This is a genomic window from Wolbachia endosymbiont (group A) of Beris morrisii (assembly GCF_964028185.1).
In the GTDB taxonomy this organism is placed as follows: Bacteria; Pseudomonadota; Alphaproteobacteria; order Rickettsiales; family Anaplasmataceae; genus Wolbachia.
Window position 1 is genome coordinate 293,452 of the sequence record NZ_OZ034760.1, and the last position, 19,344, is coordinate 312,795.

21 protein-coding genes and 1 pseudogene are annotated in these 19,344 nt (G+C 37.8%); 19 read left to right on the forward strand and 3 right to left on the reverse strand.

The features are described from left to right. Positions 1 to 33: 33 nt before the first annotated feature. The 3 genes from ABWU69_RS01485 to ABWU69_RS01495 are packed head-to-tail and all read right to left on the reverse strand — an operon-like array spanning position 34 to position 2,267. Complete coding sequence (locus ABWU69_RS01485; RefSeq protein ID WP_353285286.1) at positions 34 to 852, reverse strand: AAA family ATPase; 819 nt, start codon at positions 850 to 852, stop codon at positions 34 to 36. A gap of 3 nt (positions 853 to 855) precedes the next feature. Beyond that, entirely contained in the window at positions 856 to 1,695 is an 840-nt protein-coding gene (locus tag ABWU69_RS01490; protein ID WP_353285287.1) for an ATP-binding protein, read from the reverse strand. 56 nt (positions 1,696 to 1,751) lie between these two features. Continuing rightward, positions 1,752 to 2,267, reverse strand: coding sequence for a sigma-70 family RNA polymerase sigma factor (locus ABWU69_RS01495; RefSeq protein WP_353285288.1), 516 nt, complete (start codon positions 2,265 to 2,267; stop codon positions 1,752 to 1,754). A gap of 223 nt (positions 2,268 to 2,490) precedes the next feature. On the opposite strand from ABWU69_RS01495, the gene ABWU69_RS01500 reads away from it, so the two are divergent. The 19 genes and pseudogenes from ABWU69_RS01500 (at position 2,491) to ABWU69_RS01590 (ending at position 19,344) form a co-directional block, all read left to right on the forward strand. Further along, a complete protein-coding gene (locus tag ABWU69_RS01500) occupies positions 2,491 to 4,602 on the forward strand; it encodes an AAA family ATPase (protein WP_353285289.1) in 2,112 nt (703 codons plus the stop codon). A 1,130-nt stretch (positions 4,603 to 5,732) separates the two neighbouring features. Then, complete coding sequence (locus tag ABWU69_RS01505; RefSeq protein ID WP_353285290.1) at positions 5,733 to 6,203, forward strand: crossover junction endodeoxyribonuclease RuvC; 471 nt, start codon at positions 5,733 to 5,735, stop codon at positions 6,201 to 6,203. 142 nt (positions 6,204 to 6,345) lie between these two features. Beyond that, on the forward strand, positions 6,346 to 7,578 hold the full coding sequence (locus ABWU69_RS01510) for a DNA modification methylase (protein WP_353285291.1): 1,233 nt from the start codon (positions 6,346 to 6,348) through the stop codon (positions 7,576 to 7,578). Between the two features lies 1 nt (position 7,579). Then, complete coding sequence (locus ABWU69_RS01515; protein WP_174516746.1) at positions 7,580 to 8,074, forward strand: hypothetical protein; 495 nt, start codon at positions 7,580 to 7,582, stop codon at positions 8,072 to 8,074. After that, the gene (locus ABWU69_RS01520; RefSeq protein WP_353285292.1) at positions 8,074 to 8,247 is read left to right on the forward strand and encodes a hypothetical protein; all 174 of its coding nucleotides are present in this window, start codon (positions 8,074 to 8,076) and stop codon (positions 8,245 to 8,247) included. The genes ABWU69_RS01515 and ABWU69_RS01520 overlap by 1 nt, the downstream gene beginning before the upstream one ends. Then, complete coding sequence (locus tag ABWU69_RS01525; RefSeq protein WP_353285293.1) at positions 8,244 to 10,064, forward strand: phage terminase large subunit family protein; 1,821 nt, start codon at positions 8,244 to 8,246, stop codon at positions 10,062 to 10,064. The genes ABWU69_RS01520 and ABWU69_RS01525 overlap by 4 nt, the downstream gene beginning before the upstream one ends. Further along, positions 10,064 to 10,288 (forward strand): gpW family head-tail joining protein, encoded by a 225-nt coding sequence (locus ABWU69_RS01530; protein ID WP_353285294.1) that lies wholly within the window; start codon positions 10,064 to 10,066, stop codon positions 10,286 to 10,288. Before ABWU69_RS01525 ends, ABWU69_RS01530 begins: the two co-directional genes overlap by 1 nt. Continuing rightward, positions 10,288 to 11,346: a YhcG family protein gene (locus tag ABWU69_RS01535; RefSeq protein WP_353285295.1), complete on the forward strand. Its 1,059-nt coding sequence runs from the start codon at positions 10,288 to 10,290 to the stop codon at positions 11,344 to 11,346. The genes ABWU69_RS01530 and ABWU69_RS01535 overlap by 1 nt, the downstream gene beginning before the upstream one ends. Next, positions 11,346 to 12,776, forward strand: a pseudogene (locus ABWU69_RS01540) (phage portal protein). Before ABWU69_RS01535 ends, ABWU69_RS01540 begins: the two are co-directional and overlap by 1 nt. Next, positions 12,773 to 13,867 (forward strand): S49 family peptidase, encoded by a 1,095-nt coding sequence (locus ABWU69_RS01545; RefSeq protein WP_353285296.1) that lies wholly within the window; start codon positions 12,773 to 12,775, stop codon positions 13,865 to 13,867. Before ABWU69_RS01540 ends, ABWU69_RS01545 begins: the two are co-directional and overlap by 4 nt. Before the next feature lie 186 nt (positions 13,868 to 14,053). Further along, positions 14,054 to 14,425 (forward strand): head decoration protein, encoded by a 372-nt coding sequence (locus ABWU69_RS01550; RefSeq protein ID WP_353285297.1) that lies wholly within the window; start codon positions 14,054 to 14,056, stop codon positions 14,423 to 14,425. A gap of 51 nt (positions 14,426 to 14,476) precedes the next feature. Continuing rightward, the gene (locus ABWU69_RS01555) at positions 14,477 to 15,481 is read left to right on the forward strand and encodes a major capsid protein (protein ID WP_264719167.1); all 1,005 of its coding nucleotides are present in this window, start codon (positions 14,477 to 14,479) and stop codon (positions 15,479 to 15,481) included. A 173-nt stretch (positions 15,482 to 15,654) separates the two neighbouring features. Further along, on the forward strand, positions 15,655 to 15,960 hold the full coding sequence (locus tag ABWU69_RS01560) for a hypothetical protein (protein ID WP_353285298.1): 306 nt from the start codon (positions 15,655 to 15,657) through the stop codon (positions 15,958 to 15,960). Between the two features lie 99 nt (positions 15,961 to 16,059). After that, positions 16,060 to 17,244, forward strand: coding sequence for a PQQ-binding-like beta-propeller repeat protein (locus ABWU69_RS01565; RefSeq protein WP_353285299.1), 1,185 nt, complete (start codon positions 16,060 to 16,062; stop codon positions 17,242 to 17,244). 87 nt (positions 17,245 to 17,331) lie between these two features. Next, the gene (locus ABWU69_RS01570; RefSeq protein ID WP_353285300.1) at positions 17,332 to 17,841 is read left to right on the forward strand and encodes a phage tail protein; all 510 of its coding nucleotides are present in this window, start codon (positions 17,332 to 17,334) and stop codon (positions 17,839 to 17,841) included. Then, positions 17,841 to 18,299 carry a hypothetical protein gene (locus ABWU69_RS01575; protein WP_410541782.1) on the forward strand — a complete coding sequence of 153 codons (459 nt, stop codon included), beginning with the start codon at positions 17,841 to 17,843 and terminating at the stop codon, positions 18,297 to 18,299. Before ABWU69_RS01570 ends, ABWU69_RS01575 begins: the two co-directional genes overlap by 1 nt. Then, positions 18,293 to 18,748, forward strand: a complete 456-nt coding sequence (locus ABWU69_RS01580; RefSeq protein ID WP_353285301.1) for a phage baseplate assembly protein V — start codon at positions 18,293 to 18,295, stop codon at positions 18,746 to 18,748. The genes ABWU69_RS01575 and ABWU69_RS01580 overlap by 7 nt, the downstream gene beginning before the upstream one ends. A gap of 3 nt (positions 18,749 to 18,751) precedes the next feature. Beyond that, complete coding sequence (locus ABWU69_RS01585) at positions 18,752 to 19,006, forward strand: PAAR domain-containing protein (RefSeq protein WP_353285302.1); 255 nt, start codon at positions 18,752 to 18,754, stop codon at positions 19,004 to 19,006. Positions 19,007 to 19,008: 2 nt separating this feature from the next. Continuing rightward, positions 19,009 to 19,344 carry a GPW/gp25 family protein gene (locus ABWU69_RS01590; RefSeq protein ID WP_353285303.1) on the forward strand — a complete coding sequence of 112 codons (336 nt, stop codon included), beginning with the start codon at positions 19,009 to 19,011 and terminating at the stop codon, positions 19,342 to 19,344.

Below are 19,344 nucleotides of genomic sequence, written 5' to 3' on the forward strand. Positions count from 1 at the left end.
TCTCCATTTTTAAATTAGCTAAAAGTCTATAAATTAAAACCTTAGCTGGTCCACAAGCTGCCAACTACCATTTATCTTATCGACAAGCTTACTTGGCACACGTTCACCATTACGTAACTCAAATACTATTTGGCGGACAGTGCTTCCTTCATCTTGACTGAACATCACCATTCCAGTAGTGTAGAATCCCCTTAAAGACCCAGCACCACTTAGGCCCTGAAATGGATCTTCTTCCAGCATTTTCTTAGATAATTTTTTCGTATGATGGGTCAACACTATACCAGCATCTGGATTGATAACATTACGTAGCTTTTCGAGTGTTTTTTGTAAAAAGAACAGCATAGCACTATTATCATTTTCATTTCCATACTCACTGCTAAAGATGTTCCGCAATGGATCTATGGCTAAAATATCAGGTTTAAAGCGTTCTTTCACAATTTCTCTGATTTCACTTATTTCGTCATGGCTAAATGAGAGTTGTACTTTAGGGGTAATAATGAGATTACTTGCAGCTACAGCCAAAAGTTCTTTGTCGAATTTTAACTGTTGCAAACGCTCTTTCATATATTCGTATTCAATTTCAGTTTGCATGTAGAAGATCTTCAAAGGTCTACTCGGCGTCATACCAAGAAACGAAACTCCAGCAGCCATATGAACGAGCCAAGAAATCAAAAAGTCACTCTTTCCGATCTTAGGAGGGCCACCTAGTACCAATAAGCCTCTTTTTGTTAAAATTCTTGGTGAGATTATATCTTCTGGTATTGGCGATTGATCATCCAAGTATTCCTTAACACTAAAAAAGGGAATTTTTTGACCAATATTTAAATCGATATTTAAAAAGCTTTGTGTCATAAATTACGCTCCAAGTTGAGTAGAAATTTGAGTAGTAGTAGAAAAAGATTTGGTTTTAATTTTTGTAAGTAGCTTACCCAAATGTGGTTCTTCGACCATATTAAGGCAGCCACTTCGATCTTTAGCTGGATATCCCCAAGAATTAATCGTCTGACAGACAAATGAACGTACTTCCGTACCATCATCTTTCTTGATTCCAACCATGCTGATTACTTCATCAACAATGCCGGGAATTTCACTGGCAGTTTTAGCCCCTTCACATTGAGGCAGCCAGGTTGGACGATTGAAATCATCAAGATACTGACCTAAAGTGCCAACTATGATGATGTCTTTATCCCGAATATGTTGAAACTGATTGAGCCAAGCCCTCATCTCTTGAGCAAGTGTGCCGTAAGCAGCTCTTTTGTCTTCTCTTCCCGATCTATCGGAAAAAGCCTCAGGTTGCATTCTTGCCCATGAAAAGCATACACTTGACGCAATAGTTATACTGTCAATAAAAATACAGCGATATTTAGAAACTTCAGAAAGAAGATCTTTGTGCTTGCTACAGACATGCTCATAGTGTTTTTGACTGTATGCTTGATCAGCTCTGACAGCAGGATTAGGACCACCAATAAGACAAGCAATGTCTCTAGCCTCATTCCAAGTACGAATCTCAGTTGAATCTCCTTTCCAGTCTTGTACAGCTAGAAGTCCTGCTTCAAAATCAAGACAGAGTGTTGTTGACTCATCGAGAGTTTTGAGTAGACTGGTTTTGCCAATTCCATAAGGTCCAAAGATTACTATCTTCACACCTGTTACCATTTTTACTCTTTCTTCGCTGTTTATTATTTTTAAAGTCATATATCATGTTCCTCCTATAAGAGTTATACTAGAACTGTCACTTGTTGTTTGATTTGCTAAAAAAAATTTTTTATGTGTCGTCTTATTCGTTGCAAAGTGTTATAGACTGTTGTGCGTGGTATTCCATTTATTTCAGCTATTTCTGGAACACTGAAAATTTCCAGTTGTCTGCATAGTACTTGCCATTCTTGGGGTAGTGTTGAGATAACGTCGTTCACATCAATACGAGTTGTTATTTCAGTGATAAAACGACATCTATCATCAACCACTTCATGTAGCTCATCAGGATCAACATAGAATATACCTTGTCTACCACCACGTTTTTTGCAGAGTTGCTTATTGATTAAATTAATAGCTCGACACTTAATAAGTTGACATACAAAGGTAGAAAAAGAGCTTCTACTTTCGTCATATTTCTCAATAGCAGGCCAAATCATACAGAAAAGTTCTTGCTCAATATCTTCAAGACTTTCATGAGCAAAACACTTTAAGTTCTTTATACATTTTGCGTAATGTCTAACGTATTTAACAATTATGGGATTAATTCCCGAGTAAGAATTCTTTGATTTCATAACTTTTCTTGAATAATTAACTTCTTCAAGAATGGTTGTTTTCGGAGACTAATTGTAATTGCGGAGCAAAATTAAATAATTGCGATGCGATTTTTAACCCATTGATATTCTATCACTTTTTTTTGAGAATAATTGCGGTAGCATTTTAAATAATGGCGATAGCCAAACAACAAGCAGCCATTACAGTATAACTCATATAAGAAACGTTTAAGGATTTTGGATTATGAATTTCGGTTTAAGCAGTGAAAGATTAAAAGCAGAACTATTGTTGCAGATAAGATCTTGTCTTTCGTACTTACTACCAAGTGGAACTTTTCGCAAAAATGAGTTTCAAGTAGGTGATATCTGGGGTAATAGAGGGAAAAGTTTAAGAGTAGAACTAAGCGGCAGTAAAGCCGGATTATGGAATGATTTCGCAACTGGGGACGGTGGTGACATTATCGACCTTTGGGCATCTGTGCATAGAAAAAACGCCAGAACAGAGTTTTCTGAAGTAATGGCTTCTATAGGTGAATGGCTTGGCAAACAACACGCTAGAGAAAAAAAGAGTATCAAAGATCTAGAACAATACCTGACTTGTAGTTGGAACTACTACGATGAAAACAACCAAGTGATTGTTATAGTTTACCGTTATGATCCACCTGAAGGAAAGAAAGAATATCGTCCTTTTGATGTTAAAAAGCTAAGTTTTGGTGAACCAGAAATAAGGCCACTCTACAACATTCCAGAAATCTTAAAATCTGATAAAGTTATTCTCGTAGAAGGAGAAAAATGCGCAGAAGCACTAATCGAGAAAGGAATTACTGCAACGACAGCAATGTTTGGAGCAAATGCACCTATTGAGAAAACCGATTGGACTCCGCTTAAGGGTAAACATATTGTCATTTGGCCAGATAATGATGAAGCAGGCAAACGATATGCTGAAAATGCTGCCAAAAAGCTGTCAGATCTTGGTGTTGCATCACTTACCACTCTTAAGATTACACAAAATAAACCAAAGGGCTGGGATGCTGCTGATTGTATTGAAGAAGGCATAAAAGTCGAAAAATTTTTAGCTTCAACCCCATGTATAAATTTACCTGCTACTAATACTCCAACTACTGATATTCTAAAGACGAAGAGATTTGTTTCATTTCCTGCAAGACAATATTTGAGTGACAAATCATCAATGCCAGAGGATACAATTGCCCCAAGAATCTTAACTCCAAGAGGACTTTTAGTCTTTGCTGGTGCACCTAAGGTAGGAAAAAGTGACTTTCTTATTTCTTGGCTATTTCATATGGCAGCAGGAGTTTCATTCCTTGATATGGTGCCTAAGAGACCTTTAAGAATCTTCTATCTTCAGACTGAAATTGGTTACCATTATATGCGTGAACGGGTACAACAACTAAAACTTAGTGAGGAATTGATAGAGCTTGCTGCAGATAATTTGGTAATTACGCCACAAGTAAAGATGCTTTTAAACGACGATAGTATGGATGAGGTTGTTGCTGAAATAGAAAGGTCATTTGGTTCAAACACAGTTGATGTTATTGCTATTGATCCACTGCGTAATATTTTTGATGCTGGTGATAATGGTAGTGAAAATGACAATAATGCAATGCTCTTCTTCTTACAAGAGAGAGTTGAAAAGCTAAGGACATTAGTCAATCCAGATGCAGGAGTTATTCTAGTGCATCACACGAAAAAGATACAAAAGAAATCATTAGAAGAAGATCCATTTCAGAGTTTTAGCGGTGCAAGCAGCTTAAGGGGATTTTATACTACAGGAATAATTATGCACAGACCAGATGAACAACAAAGTAAACGTCAGCTAATCTTTGAGTTACGTAATGGCCATGCTATTGCATCAAAATACATTGATAAGATTAACAACAACTGGTACGTAGTTGATTATGAATCGCAAAGACTTGTGAATAAAGATTATGGCCAAAAGTTAGATGCAGAACGTTCGCGTAGGTATGATACTATTCTACAATTAATTTATGACGAAGCACGGAAGGGACGTCTATATACAATAAATTCGTTCTGTCAGGCATTTGAGAATAAAGCAGGTCTTGGTAGTCAACATTCGATCCGTGAACGTATTGATACTTTAGCTACAAAAGGCTATGTAAAATTTAATAGAGAAGGTAAAAATGGAGCAAGAACTAGATATGGGGTGCTTTGTGTTGCAGGCATGGAAAAGAAAAGTACGGTATTTGATCATCAACTGAATAAAGAAGTGACAATTTATGAAAGGATTTTACCGACCGACTATAAATCACTGGAGAATGGTAGCATCTTACCAGTTGAAAATCCGAATACTTGGGTTCATCATAGCATCTGCAATTAATAAAGTTTTCATAGAAACTATGAGTTACTTCAGTCTTCGGATTTGCTCAGTTTGTCTTCAGAATTTGCTTAGTCTATGCAGACTGAATTTAGTGAAGGCAAAAGAAATGCGAGATTTTCAATAACTTAGAGGGATTGTCGAATTTTACAGCCGCAGACTGAATAATAGGGGAAAAAGCCAGGATTATAGAGGGTTTTGTTCGACTTTCAGTTTTCAGAATAACTCCTATTATTATATAATAATAATATAGTAGTATGACTTTAAAACATACTACTCTGTTCGTTTCTCTTTTACTTACAATAATAAGCTATGGAAAGCTCTCTTTCAAAGTTATCTGATAAAAGAAATGAAAGACAAATAAAAACAAATGGCCCGTAATTGCGTTTTAAAGCGATTCTATGATCTTAGGATAGAATTATACCACTCTGACCTAACTAACGCTTGTAACACCCTTTAAAAGGCAAATGAAAGGCATTCCTAATGATTCTACTGGTGCAAGTAAACTTACATGTAAGTTTAACGTCATTTTTATTCATTGTAAAGAAAAAATTTGTATGAAGGTCTTATTTAGAAAACTCACTTGATATTTTTGCAATAGCTTTCATAAGTTTAACAGGCTTCAGAGGCTCTTACTCTCATCTTTTTTTTATGCTGATAAAACTCAAATAAACGCTGGTCTACTGAGTTTGGTCAGGTCTCCGCGGAATACTCAATAGCCTCTTGGTATCTGATAGCAAAAGAAAGAAGTGTAATCTGAGGTGGGCTTCTGGTGAGTTGCGTAATTGAGAAGTTAAGTTATTTTCAATTCTTTCAAACGACTTATTGTTTTTTCAAATCTAGCTCATATCAACTTTTTGGAAGAAATAACTTAAGATCAACTAAAACAAAAAAATTTTAGTGCAAATCAAATTTCTGACCTCATTTCTAGTATATATCTGTTAAGAGGTGGTTGAAAGAGCTACTATAACGTAGACAACCTCGACCCACATACTTCTTAGGGGTAGCACATGATTCTTGGATTTCCGTTGTTGGCCAATAAAAAAACTATAAACCGCTTTTTGATAGTACATTTTGACAGAACCAAACGATATTTAGGAATCAGTGCTACTCATAGTTTTAAATAATAGCAAATGCTAACACTAGACCTCGGCAAACAAACAGGCTGGGCAATTCTGACAGATGGAGTAATTCAAAGTGGAAGTGAAAATTTTCATGGTAGCCGTTTCAGCGGAGGTGGAATGCACTTCTTAAATTTTCGTAGGTGGCTCAATGAGATGAGGGAAAGATTTTCAGATATTGAAGCAGTGTATTTTGAGGAGGTAAGAAGACATTTAGGTACTGACGCCGCACATTGCTACGGAGGCTTTCTAGCTCATTTAACAGCTTGGTGCGAGGAAAACAATATACCTTATCAAGGTGTACCTGTCAAGACCATAAAACGCTTTATAGCTGGTAATGGTAATGCAAGCAAAAGTGAAGTTATTGAAGCGATACGTGAAAAAGGTTTTTTTCCTCAAGACGATAATGAAGCGGATGCTTTGGCATTGATGTTCTATGTTAATAATTTTAGTAAAGATTTTAATATGCTAAACATCCCATAGAAAGTGGGTCCTTCCCGCCAGCCAGGCTGATTTGGGAGCGAAACCCCGGGTCCTCTCTAGCGTCAGACGTATTGTGATTATTAACTTTTTAACAAGTTATTAAGAATTTAAACATAGCAATTTAATAAGAATTTCCACTAATATGAACTTAGCAACACACTACTATCCTATTGAAAATCTTGTCGAATACGATCGTAATCCTCGCAAGAATGACGATGTAGTAAACAGAATGTGTGCCTCTATTCGGGAATTTGGTTTTCGTATCCCAATAGTTGCAAAAAGCGATGGCACTGTGGTTGATGGTCATTTAAGGCTTAAAGCAGCAAGAAAACTGGGTATGGAGAGTATTCCAGTGGTGCTCAGTGATAACTTAAGTGAAGCCCAAACCAAAGCTTTTCGGTTACTAGCAAATCAATCAGCTAACTGGGCAAAGTGGGACGATGATCTTTTGAAGGTAGAAATTCAAGAGTTAGAAGATTTGCAGTTTGACCTAAAAATGACTGGGTTTGAGCTGGAAAAAGTTCAACGTTTTCTCGACGACATTGATGGGAAAGAAGAAGTAGAAAGAGGAGAAAAAGAGGGGGTGGAATTGGTTGATAAAAAGTCAGTAGTGTCAAAACCAGGGGATCTATGGATTTTAGGTGGTCATCGAATCTATTGTGGTGATAGTTGTCTGGTTGAATCATTTAAAGCGGTATTAGACGATAAAATGGCAGATATTACCGTGTGTGACCCTCCGTATAACGTAGCATATGGTGACAGTCAGGAAAGAGAAGACAAAAAAATACTAAACGATGATCAAGGTGAAAAATACGAACTTTTCCTGTATGACATTTGTTCTCACGTTTTAGCATACACCAAAGGGGCAATTTACATCTGTGCATCATCATCAGAGCTTTCGACCTTGCAGAAGGTATTTGAAGAAGCAGGTGGTCGTTGGTCGACATTTATAATTTGGGCAAAGAATCATTTTACGCTAGGAAGATCTGATTATCAAAGACAATACGAAACAATACTCTACGGTTGGAAAAATGGCAATAAACGTGAGTGGCATGGGGGACGTAATCAAAGTGATCTCTGGTTTTACGATAAGCCAACGTACAACTCACTGCACCCAACGATGAAACCAGTGGAGTTAATGGAGAGAGCGATAGTAAACAGCAGTGGACCAGGGGATATAGTTCTTGATCCATTTAGTGGTTCTGGAAGTACATTGATTGCATGTGAGAGGACAGGAAGAATCTGTAGAACCATAGAACTTGATTCCGCCTTTGTAGATGTAACGATAAAGCGTTGGCAGGTGTATACAGGAAGAGATGCTATTCTCGCTGATACTGGAAAGACTTTTGCACAAATTCAAGAATCAAGACAATAAGATGGAAGAGGGAAAAATCACACAAACAGAATGGGCAAGGGAACAAGGGTTTGCCAAGCAATATGTCTGTTATTTAGTAAAGAAAGGAATAGTTGAGCTGAAAGATGGATTAATTGACCGAGAACAAGCAAATAGAGCAATAGAAGCAATTAGAGATCCAAGTCAACCACTGAGGAGAAAAGGTGGAGAAGAAGGGGAAAAAAGAGGAAATAATGATCTTTCAACGATGTTGCTTAAAACCCGGATAAAAAACGAGATGGAGCGGGGAAAACTGCTCGAGGCAAAGGCAAAAGCTGAAATTGGTGAACTTATCTCAGTAGAAGAAGTAAAGACTGAAGCATTTAATGTTGCAAGAGTTGTCCGTAATAATTTGCTTAACATTCCAGATAGGGTTTCAGCATTACTAGCATCGATAAATAACACAGAGAAGATCCATGAGACACTGACTGAGGAAATCAGAACAGCTTTAGAAGAGCTGACACAAAGTGTATTTTAATGACTACATATAAATTACTGAAAAAGCGTCTTATCGCCTTGGTGAGCCTAATTCACATATTAGTTGCAATAATGATTTTAAGTAAAGCGTCAGCAGATACTTATTGTAGAGGGAAAATACCTTTTTCTCTTAGCTGTGTAAAAGTACAAAAATTGCAGCAGATGGCATTATGATATATAGCAGTAGCTTTTATACAGGGTTAAAGCCAGATCCACTGCTCAAAGTATCAGAGTGGGCAGATAGAAATCGTCAACTTTCAACAATAGCATCATCAGAGCCAGGAAAATGGAGAACAGAGAGAACCCCATATCTTAAAGAAATCATGGATTCACTATCTTCATCTTCACCGGCTGAAAAAGTGGTATTCATGAAAGGAGCGCAGATAGGCGGAACAGAAGCTGGGAATAACTGGATAGGATATATAATCGACCAAACACCAGGCCCTATGCTGGTAGTACAGCCAACAGTAGAAATGGGCAAGCGTTGGTCAAAGGGAAGATTTGCGCCGCTCATTGAAGATACACCATGTTTAAGGAGTAAAATAAAAGACCCAAGGTCGAGAGATTCAGGCAACACTGTACAAAGTAAGGAGTTTCCAGGAGGAACGGTAGTAGTAACTGGAGCAAACAGTCCAGTGGGTTTACGTTCAATGCCGGTAAGATATCTTTTTTTAGATGAAGTAGATGCATATCCAGGAGATTCAGGAGGAGAAGGAGATCCAGTTTTACTCAGCATAGCCCGAACTAATACTTTTACGCGGCGAAAAATCTTTTTAGTTTCAACACCAACGGTTCACGGAATAAGCAGAATAGAGAAGGAATTTGAGAGTTCAGACAAACGATACTTTTTTGTACCTTGTCCACATTGTGATCACTATCAGGTGCTGAAATGGCCACAGATAAAGTGGAAAGATAAAGATCCCTCAACAGCCCACTACGTTTGCATAGAGTGTAGGGGAGAAATAAAAAATCATCAAAAAACAGAGATGTTAGCTAGAGGTGAATGGAGGCCTACTAATCCAATAAAAGGTGAAAAAAAAGGATTCCACCTTTCAAGCTTGTATAGCCCAGTTGGCTGGTATAGTTGGAAACAAGCAGTAGAAGATTTTCTGCATGCAAAGGAAAATGAACAATTATTAAAAGTTTGGATAAACACCACACTCGGAGAAACCTGGGTAGATAAAGGAGAAGTACCAGACTGGAAGCAACTATTTAACCGAAGAGAATCTTATCCGATAGGCATGGTGCCAAAAAGTGGAAAAATAGTATTGACAGCAGGGGTTGATGTACAAAAAGATCGTTTAGAGGCAGAAATTGTAGCATGGGGAAGAAACCGAGAAAATTGGTCAATAGACTACCAGGTATTAGAAGGTGATACTGGCAGTGGAGAAGTATGGGAAAAACTGTCAGAGCTCTTGAATCATCATTTTATCGGTGAAAATGGGCTTGAATACATGATAAGCATGATGGCGATTGATGCCGGGTATGCAACACAAGAGGTATACAATTGGGTAAGAAGTCATCAAGGCTCTGGAAGGGTAATGGCAGTGAAAGGGGTAAACAAAGCGCTAGTGCCGCTTAACAGCCCAAGTAGAGTAGATGTAACAGTTAGCGGACAAAAGCTAAAGAGAGGAATGAAGCTGTGGCCAGTTGGGGTATCGATATTAAAGTCCGAGCTTTTCCAATTACTTAATGTTTTAACAGAAGGGGCGCCGGGGTATTGTCATTTTCCCGAATATCCACCTGAATATTTTAAGCAACTTACTGCAGAACAACTAATTACCAAGGTAGTAAAAGGGTATACCAAACAAGAGTGGCAAAAGATAAGGGATCGAAATGAAGTACTAGATTGCAGAGTTTATGCAAGAGCAGCATCGATAGCACTGGGAATAGATAGATGGCCAGAGAGTAAGTGGGAAAGTTTAGTAGGTGAAAAAACTAAAAAGTCAAAAAGAGTGAGAAGAAGTCAATGGTTGAATGAGAAAAGTTGATGTATAGCCAAGAATATTTAGATCAAGTAGAAGAAGCGATAAAGAAGCTACAGAGCGGGAAACGGGTAGTATCGATTGCATATGGCGATCACGTGGTTAGGTACGGAGAAGTGCAGATAAATGACCTCTTGAGCTTAAGACAACGCATTAAAGCTGAGCTGAAAGTTGCAGGTGTGAAGCCGAAGAGAAAGATTGTTATTTCAACGAATAAAGGGATCATATAATGATAAAAATCGTTGAAAGGAACGCTATGACAAAAATTATAGGAAAAGAATATACAGAATTTTTAGAGCAGTTGAAAGGTTATATTGCTACTAATCGTTACAAAGCAGCACTTGCGGTTAATAGTAAGCTTATTTTGCTTTATCATTATACTGGTACAGAAATCTTAAAACGGCAAAAAGAATATGGCTGGGGAGCGAAAGTTATTGAACAACTAAGTAAAGATTTGCGAGATGCTTTTCCTGATATGAAGGGGTTTAGCATTCAAAATCTAAAGTATATGAGAAGGTTTGCGGAAGAATATAGCGAAAACGAAATTCGTCAACAAGCTGTTGACCAATTACCTTGGGGTCACAATATCGTAATAATGTACGAAATTAAAAACAAAGAAGAAAGATTTTGGTATGCTAAAAAGTCGCGTGAACACGGCTGGTCTCGCAATATCTTGTCGATGCAAATTGAAACAAATTTGTATAAACGTGAAGGTAAAGCAATAACAAACTTTAGGAATAAGCTTACATCGCCTCAATCAGATTTAGCACAGCAAACGCTTAAAAATCCTTACGTATTTGATTTTTTGAGTCTTGGTAAAAAAGCGCATGAAAGGGAAGTAGAAAAAGCTCTTGTAGCTCACATAGAACGTTTCCTTTTAGAACTTGGTGAAGGGTTTGCATTTTTAGGAAGGCAGTACCATTTACAGGTTGAAGATAGAGATTTCTATTTGGATTTGCTCTTTTACCACGTTAAGCTTCGTTGCTATATTGTAATTGAACTAAAAGCAGGGAAATTCAAGCCAGAATACACTGGAAAGATGAATTTTTACCTTTCAGCAGTTGATGATTTATTAAGACAGCCAGGTGATAATCAATCTATTGGTCTTATCCTCTATCGCTCTAAAGTTGGAGTTGTAGCCGAGTATGCATTACGTGACATGAACAAGCCAATAGGGTTAGCAGAGTATCAAATCACTGAAAATCTACCAGAAGAGGTAAAAACAGCTCTGCCAACAATAGAAGAGTTGGAAGCTGAATTATCAAAAGTTTCAGACAAGGAAAAGTAATGCTACTAAAATCATTCAAACAATTATTCCGCAAACCACCAAAGCCTAAAGGTTCAGCATGGGATGCATCAGGTTCAGGAAGAAGATTATTGCACTTTCAACCAGAGTCAGGAAGTATAAATAGCTTACTTTCCCAGAGCCTTGAACACCTGCGTAGTCGTTCACGTGACATGGTAAGAAAGAACTCCTATGCAGCAAACATCATCGATACGATAGTGAGTAATTGCGTTGGGACAGGAATAAAACCGCAATCAAAAGCCAAGGATGCAGAGTTTCGGAAAAAAGTGCAAGAATTATGGCTGAGATGGACAGATGAAGCAGACAGTAGCGGAGTAAGTGATTTTTATGGATTACAAGCTCTTGTGTGTAGAAGCATGATAGAAGGAGGAGAATGTTTTGTAAGACTTCGAACAAGAAAACGAGAAGATGGACTTTGTGTGCCGTTGCAATTACAAGTACTTGAATCAGAGCATTTAGACAATAAGAGCAATCAAACCCTTGCCAACGGTAATGTAATTAGAAACGGCATTGAGTTCAATAGACTTGGGCAAAGAGAAGCGTATTACCTTTTTCGAGAGCACCCTGGTGAAGGCTCGTTTGGCGAATCAGTTAGAGTACCAGCAAATGATGTTTTACATATCTATAGACCACTAAGACCTGGGCAGATTCGAGGAGTACCGTGGCTTTCTACAGTACTGTTAAACCTCTATGAACTTGATCAATATGACGATGCAGAATTAGTACGAAAAAAGACTGCAGCGATGTTTGCGGGATTTATTACGAGACTTGATCCTGAAGCGAACATCATGGGAGAAGGAGAGAGTAATGAACATGGAGTAGCGCTGTCAGGCTTAGAACCTGGGACTATGCAATTACTTGATCCCGGAGAAGATATCAAGTTCTCGGAACCATCTGATGTTGGAGGAAGTTATGAAGCATTCATGAAACAGCAGCTCAGAGCAATAGCAGTAGGCATAGGAATAACGTATGAGTAGCTAACAGGGGATTTAACGGGTGTCAATTATTCATCAATCCGAGCAGGATTAATAGAGTTTCGCCGGAGGTGCGGAATGTTACAGCATAACATAATGGTATTTCAATTTTGCCGTCCAGTATGGGATAGGTGGTTAGAATTAGCAATACTATCTGGAGAACTAGACATAGGTGAAAAAGGGGCGAAAGAAGCGGCAAAAGAGGTAAAATGGATAGCACAAGGGTTTGATTGGGTAGATCCACTGAAAGACCAGCAAGCACAGCAAATGGCGGTAAGGAATGGGTTTAAAAGCAGGTCAGAAGTAGTATCAGAGCTAGGTTACGATATAGAAGAAATCGACCAAGAAATTGCTGAAGATCAAAGGCGTGCTAGTGAATTGGGTTTAAGTTTTGACTCGGACGTCAGTAGTTTTGATTCTAATACTGAAATAATATGACAACACAAGTGAGCTGGCTCAATAAACCGATGATGATAGAGCAAAGAAGCTTTGATTTATTGTCATTACATGCAGAGAAGCATCCAACGTTTAAAAATATAAAACATGCAGTAAGAAATAGTGAAAGGGGAATAAAAGTAATACCAATACATGGAATCTTGACGAAGAAGTCAGAGGCTTTTGATGATGTGTTGGGGATGACATCGTATGAGAAGATACGTGAAGAGATAGAAGAAGCTTTAATAGATGAAAAGGTTGAAATAATACTATTGGACATAGACAGCCCCGGAGGAGAAGTAAACGGTTTATTCGACCTTTCGGACTTTATTTACGAAGCAAGGACAAAAAAGAGGATTGTGGCGATAGCAAATGATGATGCGTATTCTGCGGCGTATGCAATAGCGTCAAGTGCTGAAAAAGTATTGGTAACGAGAACTTCAGGAGTTGGAAGCATAGGAGTAATAGCAAGTCATATAGATCAAAGTGGGTTTGATGAAAAACAGGGAATAAAATATACGACAGTATTTGCTGGAAGTCGAAAAAACGATTTAAATCCGCATGAGCCGATAACATCAGAAAGTGTGGAAAGCTTACAAGAGGAAGTAGACCGCCTATATGAGATGTTTGTCCAGCTCGTAGCACGAAACAGAAATTTGTCCACGGAAACAATCAAATCAACGGAAGCAGGGCTATATTTTGGGGAAAAAGCAATAGAGATAGGTCTTGCTGATGAGGTAATAACATATTCTGAATTTATAGATAGGAGAAACAATATGAGTAAAGCTGAATTTAACTATAAGGGCCACACCATCGATGCTGATGAGTTAATGGAAGAATCAAAACGAATAGGTTATGAGAGGTGCCGCAAGGAAGTATTAGAGGTAATAAGATTATGTAATTTATCAAAGATGCCAGAGAAAATAGGAGAATTTATCGAGCAGGATGTAAATGCAAAACAAGCGCAAGAAATATTAATGTCGATACTGGCGGAGAGAACGAAGAAGACAGAGATACTGAGCACAATACCACAAAGTTCATCAGAAGATTTAATGATGCAGGTAGCAAGAACTCGAGCGCAATCTGGCATTTGAGAAATTTAGGTACCAGCAATTACAAATGCCGCGGTAAACAAGTCCGCCAGAATAGCCAATTATAAGGTTATATATCTTATACCGCAGAACTTTAAACACCGCGGTAGCTAAAACGCACCACAACTATAACCGCCGCGTATCAAACATGGCGGTAAAACTAAAGGGAAAAAAAGGAGAAAAAAAAACATGACAAGTATAACAGAAGGAAATAATTTAGGTGACCTATTAAAGTATGAGGCATCAAACCTATATTCAAGAGACCAAATAACAGTAGCAAAGGGACAGAACCTTAAACTTGGTACAGTTGTTGGGTGTGATACTAAAGACGGTCTAATTAAGTCCTTAAATCCAACAGCTACAGACGGCACGCAAACAGCAATAGGTGTAATAACAAGTGATGTAAATGCAACGGAAACCACCAAAGCAGTAATCATTACACGTATAGCGATGCTAGCAGATCATGCAGTGGTGTGGCCAGGAAATATCACTGAGGAGCAAAAAGCTGCAGCAATAAAGCAACTTGAAGCACGGGGCATCATCATTCGTAAGGGAGTTTAAAACTGCTCAACTGAAGAGCAAAACCAACTTAAAACACTAAAGGGGAAAAACATGCAAAATCCATTTACAAATCCAGCATTTAGTATGACGGAATTAACTAAAGCAATAAACATATTGCCGATAAATTATGGTCGAACAGAAAGCTTAAATTTATTTCCAAGTAGATCAGTAAGATTCCGACATATTACAATAGAAGAGCAAAACGGAGTATTGAGTTTATTACCAACGCAAGTTCCCGGAGCACCTGCAACAGTGGGAAAACGCGGAAAACGAAAAATAAGAACATTTACGATACCACATATTCCCCATGATGATGTAGTGTTACCAGAGGAAGTGCAAGGGATAAGGGCATTTGGGTCAGAGAATGAACTGAAAGCGTTGGCTAACGTGGTAACAGATCATCTGGAGTTGATGAGAAACAAACACGCGATAACGTTAGAACATTTGCGGATGGGGGCGTTGAAGGGAATCATTCTTGATGCAGATGGGTCAGAGTTATTAAATCTTTACAACGAATTTGAAATTACACCGAAAGTAGTAAGTTTTGCGCTAGGAACAGCAACCACCGATGTAAAGCGTAAGTGTCTGGAAGTATTGAGGCATGTTGAAGACAACTTAAGTGGTGAATATATGACTGGGATTCATGCACTGGTAAGTCCTGAGTTTTTTGATGCACTAACTTCTCATGCCAAAGTAAAAGAAGCATATGAGAGATGGCAAGAAGGGGCAGCGCTGAGGAACGACATGAGGTCAGGATTTACGTTCTGTGGAATAACATTTGAGGAGTACAGAGGGCAAGCAACCGACCCTGAAGGAAATGTGAGAAGGTTTATAGAAAAAGACACAGGACACTGTTTTCCACTTGGTACAGCAAGCACATTTACTACTTACTTTGCGCCAGCGGACTTTAATGAGACGGTGAATACCCTTGGTCAGCCATTGTATGCAAAACAAGAGCCAAGAAGATTTGATAGAGGGACTGACCTTCATACCCAATCAAACCCTTTACCGATGTGCCACCGTCCGAGGATATTAACAAAAATCGTTGCAGCATAGAGGAGCCAAAAAGGAAAGAATGACTTTCCTCCTACCAATATAGCCACTTTGTGTGCCTTTCAAGTTTATTGCATAAAGAGGTAAAATGGTTTTTGTGGGCAGAGCAACTACAAGAAAAGAGGTATGAAAAAGCTGCTCTGCTCGAAGTAAAAGTTAATACATAAAAAGAAGACATGCAAGGAAATATTAAGAGATTATTGAAAGATTGTTTTACACATTTAGGGCAGCAAGTGTTGTATGAATCAAAGGATAAGTCATACATGGTTCAGGTGCTGAAACAACAACCAGATAAATTATATGGAATTGGTGAAGGACAATTTGTCGGGGAGATGGTTTTTCTTGAGGTGAGTATATTCGATGTATTGCAGCCAGTAGTAGGAGATACCTTTATTATTGATAAGCGTAAGTACAAAGTACACTCACCGCCACTTAGAGATAATTCTGGAATGGTATGGAAAATACATGCAGTGAGAATGTAAAATGGTTTTTAGTGTTAAAATCAAAACTAACGATAGTGAAATTGTTCAATATATTGTATCTTTAATGTGTATATAAAATGATCTTTCTAGAAAAGTTTTATGAAATTAGTCGTCTTTTTAATTGCTTCCTTGTTAAGCACAAGTTGTGCTATTGCAAAAGATGAGGTAGAGCTTAGCTTAAAAATAAAAGATAAATATAGGTGTCACCTGTGGAATATCCCAAGTAGAGAGTTTTCTCAAGGTTATATAGAACCAATTCCCTTATCCGAAGCTCACGATCTAGTCATTGGTGGCGATGGGGTATTGTATTACAGAGCAGTGTACCCGGAAAAACTAGATTTATCTGATAGTCATAAAACAATTGGTAGAATGAGTGCTGCTTGCAGTAAATATTGTAGAAAAATTTACTTAGCAATAGATAATGTGCTATATGGAATAAACAGAACTACAGTTATGTGGAAAAAGGAATTAAAGTCTCCAGTAAAAGGAAACCCGACAATTTTTAATGACAGACTAGCAGTTTTAACTATGGATAACTATTTGTACATGCTAGACATGGAAAATGGTAATACAATCTGGTCGTATCATATGCCTAATCATAATGGTAGCAACCAACCGGCAAGTTCATATTACACATCCCCTGTGGCTATGTACAACACAGTATTTGTTCCATTTTCAAATGGGAAGTTAGTAGCTTTTGATAAAGGTGGAAAAAAGTTATGGTCTTATAAGTTACCTTCAACAAACCTCTTAGATACTGAGCTTACAGATATCACGACTACTCCAGTAGTAAAGAATAACACATTAATAGCTACAAACAATTCTACCATTGTTGCGATTGATATAGGATCAGGAGATCTTTTGTGGTTAAAGGCCATGGAAGCAAAAAATATCAGTGGTGGTGGGATTATGCCATGGCTGTACCCCGATGATATAAATGGTAACGAATTTTTTGTAGTAAACACAAAGAATGAAGTTATGAAAGTTGCAATACCTGATGGTCAGATAATTTGGAGTACTAACTTAGTGGTAAATGATGAGCTAAATGATAAACTAAAAGACACATATTATGCTAGACCGGTGATAGATGGAAAATTATTTATTGTGAGCAATAAGGGAATCATGTTTCTATTAGATGAGAAGTCAGGCATGATAGAAGAGATAGTCAGCATTCCAGAAGATGTGTATCATACGCCTGTAACTGATCTTGGAGTTGGGGATTACTACTTTACAACTGAGAAAAAAGGTGTGTATAGCTGCATTGATCCAAATATCAGCAGATGAAATATTGCAGGTAATAAGGAAGAGATGTGCCATAGGTAGCACCACTTAGGAGGAGTATTGTGGAAAATTCAAGCGTCAGGGGTGTAGATGCGTATTAACATCGAAGTCACCGATAGCATCGAAAAAGTTATGCAAAGCATAGATGCTGAAAGAAGAAAAATAGAATTAGCAACAGTAAGAGCATTGAACAAAACGGCACTATGGGTAAGATCGCAAACTGTCAAACAAGTTAGCGAAGAAAAACAAATACCAAAAAAAGCAATGAGAAAAAAGTTAAGTGTGGATAAAGCAAATAGAAAGCGTTTATGGTCGATAGTAAAGCTCAGTTCGCAGTGGATAGGAGTAGCAAAACTTGGGAGTATAAAACAGACAAAGATAGGAGCAAAAGTAGGAAGCCGTACGTATGAAGGAGCATTTATAGCAACAATGAAAAATGGTCATATAGGAATCTTCAGACGAAGGTATACCACGTCTTTGCCAATAGATGAAATTAAAATAAATACCCATGCTCGGGAAACAATGAAAGAGTTAGTTGAAAATGAAGTAGAGAGAGTATTTGAGAAGTATTTTGATCAGCAAATGAGTTATATGAAATAATGTTCTGGGGAAATTTACATCAGGCAATCTGTGACAAATTAAAGGAGGAAATATCGGTAATACAAACCTGTGAAGTGTATCCAACAGAACGTCGGGAAATAGTAGCCCCAGCAGTGTTTGTAGAGCTTGTGAGTTTAGAGCCAGGAAAAGATCCAGGAACAGAGGAGTTCGCGCTGAGAGCAAGATTTGAAGCAAGAATTGTAGTTGATGGAACAGTCGAGGATTCCTCGGTAGTTGTGAGAGAATTAGCAGCAGAAGTTGCGAGAGTAGTGAATAAGAATACTTGGGACGTGGAAAATGTTTCAGCAGGTGAATTTATATCAGCAGGAGGAGATGATTTTAGGCCAGAGTTGGATGCATATCTAGTGTGGATGGTTGAATGGGTGCATGAAATCCATGTATGGAAGTCAGTGTGGTCAGAAACTGGCACATACAATAAGTGTTGGCGAAAATGTTAGAGCATAATTTTGCAATTTCAGAGCTGAATAGGAAGTTAGCGAATATTATTCGTATAGGTCTAGTTAAAGAAGTAGACTATGAAAAAGCAAGAGTAAGGGTCAAAGTAGGAGAATTTTTAACAGATTGGTTACCATGGATAACTTATCGAGCTGAAAGCTGGTCACCACCGAATATTGATGAACAGGTAGTAGTGTTATCGCCGTTCGGGGAATTATCATTAGAAGTGGTGTTACCGGCAATATATCAGGAGAAATATCCCCCTCCGGAGAATAAAAAGGAAATAAATAGTGCAAAATTTCAAGATGGGACAAAGTTATCGTACGATAAAGATAAACATCATTTAGAGATAGATGTAATAGATAAAATAACGCTAAAAGTTGGGGAATCAAGTATAGAAATGACAAAAAAGGGAATAAAACTCAAAGCAAAAAGAATATATCTAAACTAATATATGGGTAAAGCAATCGTTTGTGTAGGAGATTATTGCAGTGGAATACCAGCACATGTTTGTATGAGTGGAAGCAGCAATGTTTTTGTAAACGGTAGATCTGTGTGTCGAAAAGGAGATATCTTAACTCTAGGGGAGAAACTAATGCAAGGATCAAACAGCGTATTTGTTAATGATATTGGCATAACAAGAACCGGTGACTTGGCATCGTGTGGTTTTCATGTAATGAGTATTAGCAAAAATGTATTTGCGAGCTAACAATGAAAGGGATGAGCAAAGAAACAGGTAAAGAATTAGAAGGAATAGAACATCTGAAACAATCAATAATTGATATACTGACCACACCGATAGGATCACGTGTTATGCGAAGGGATTATGGGTCAAGACTACTTGAATTAGTAGATAAGCCAATTAATAGGGATTTAACTTTGGAAATCTATGCAGCAGTAGCAGAAGCTCTACAAAAGTTGGAGCAAAGATTTAAGTTAGAAAAAGTAAAAATTACAGAAGTGAAAGAAGGAAAGGTCAATATTTCATTAGATGGTATTTATCTACCAAATGGAAAAAATATTCATTTTGATGGGATTATGGTATAG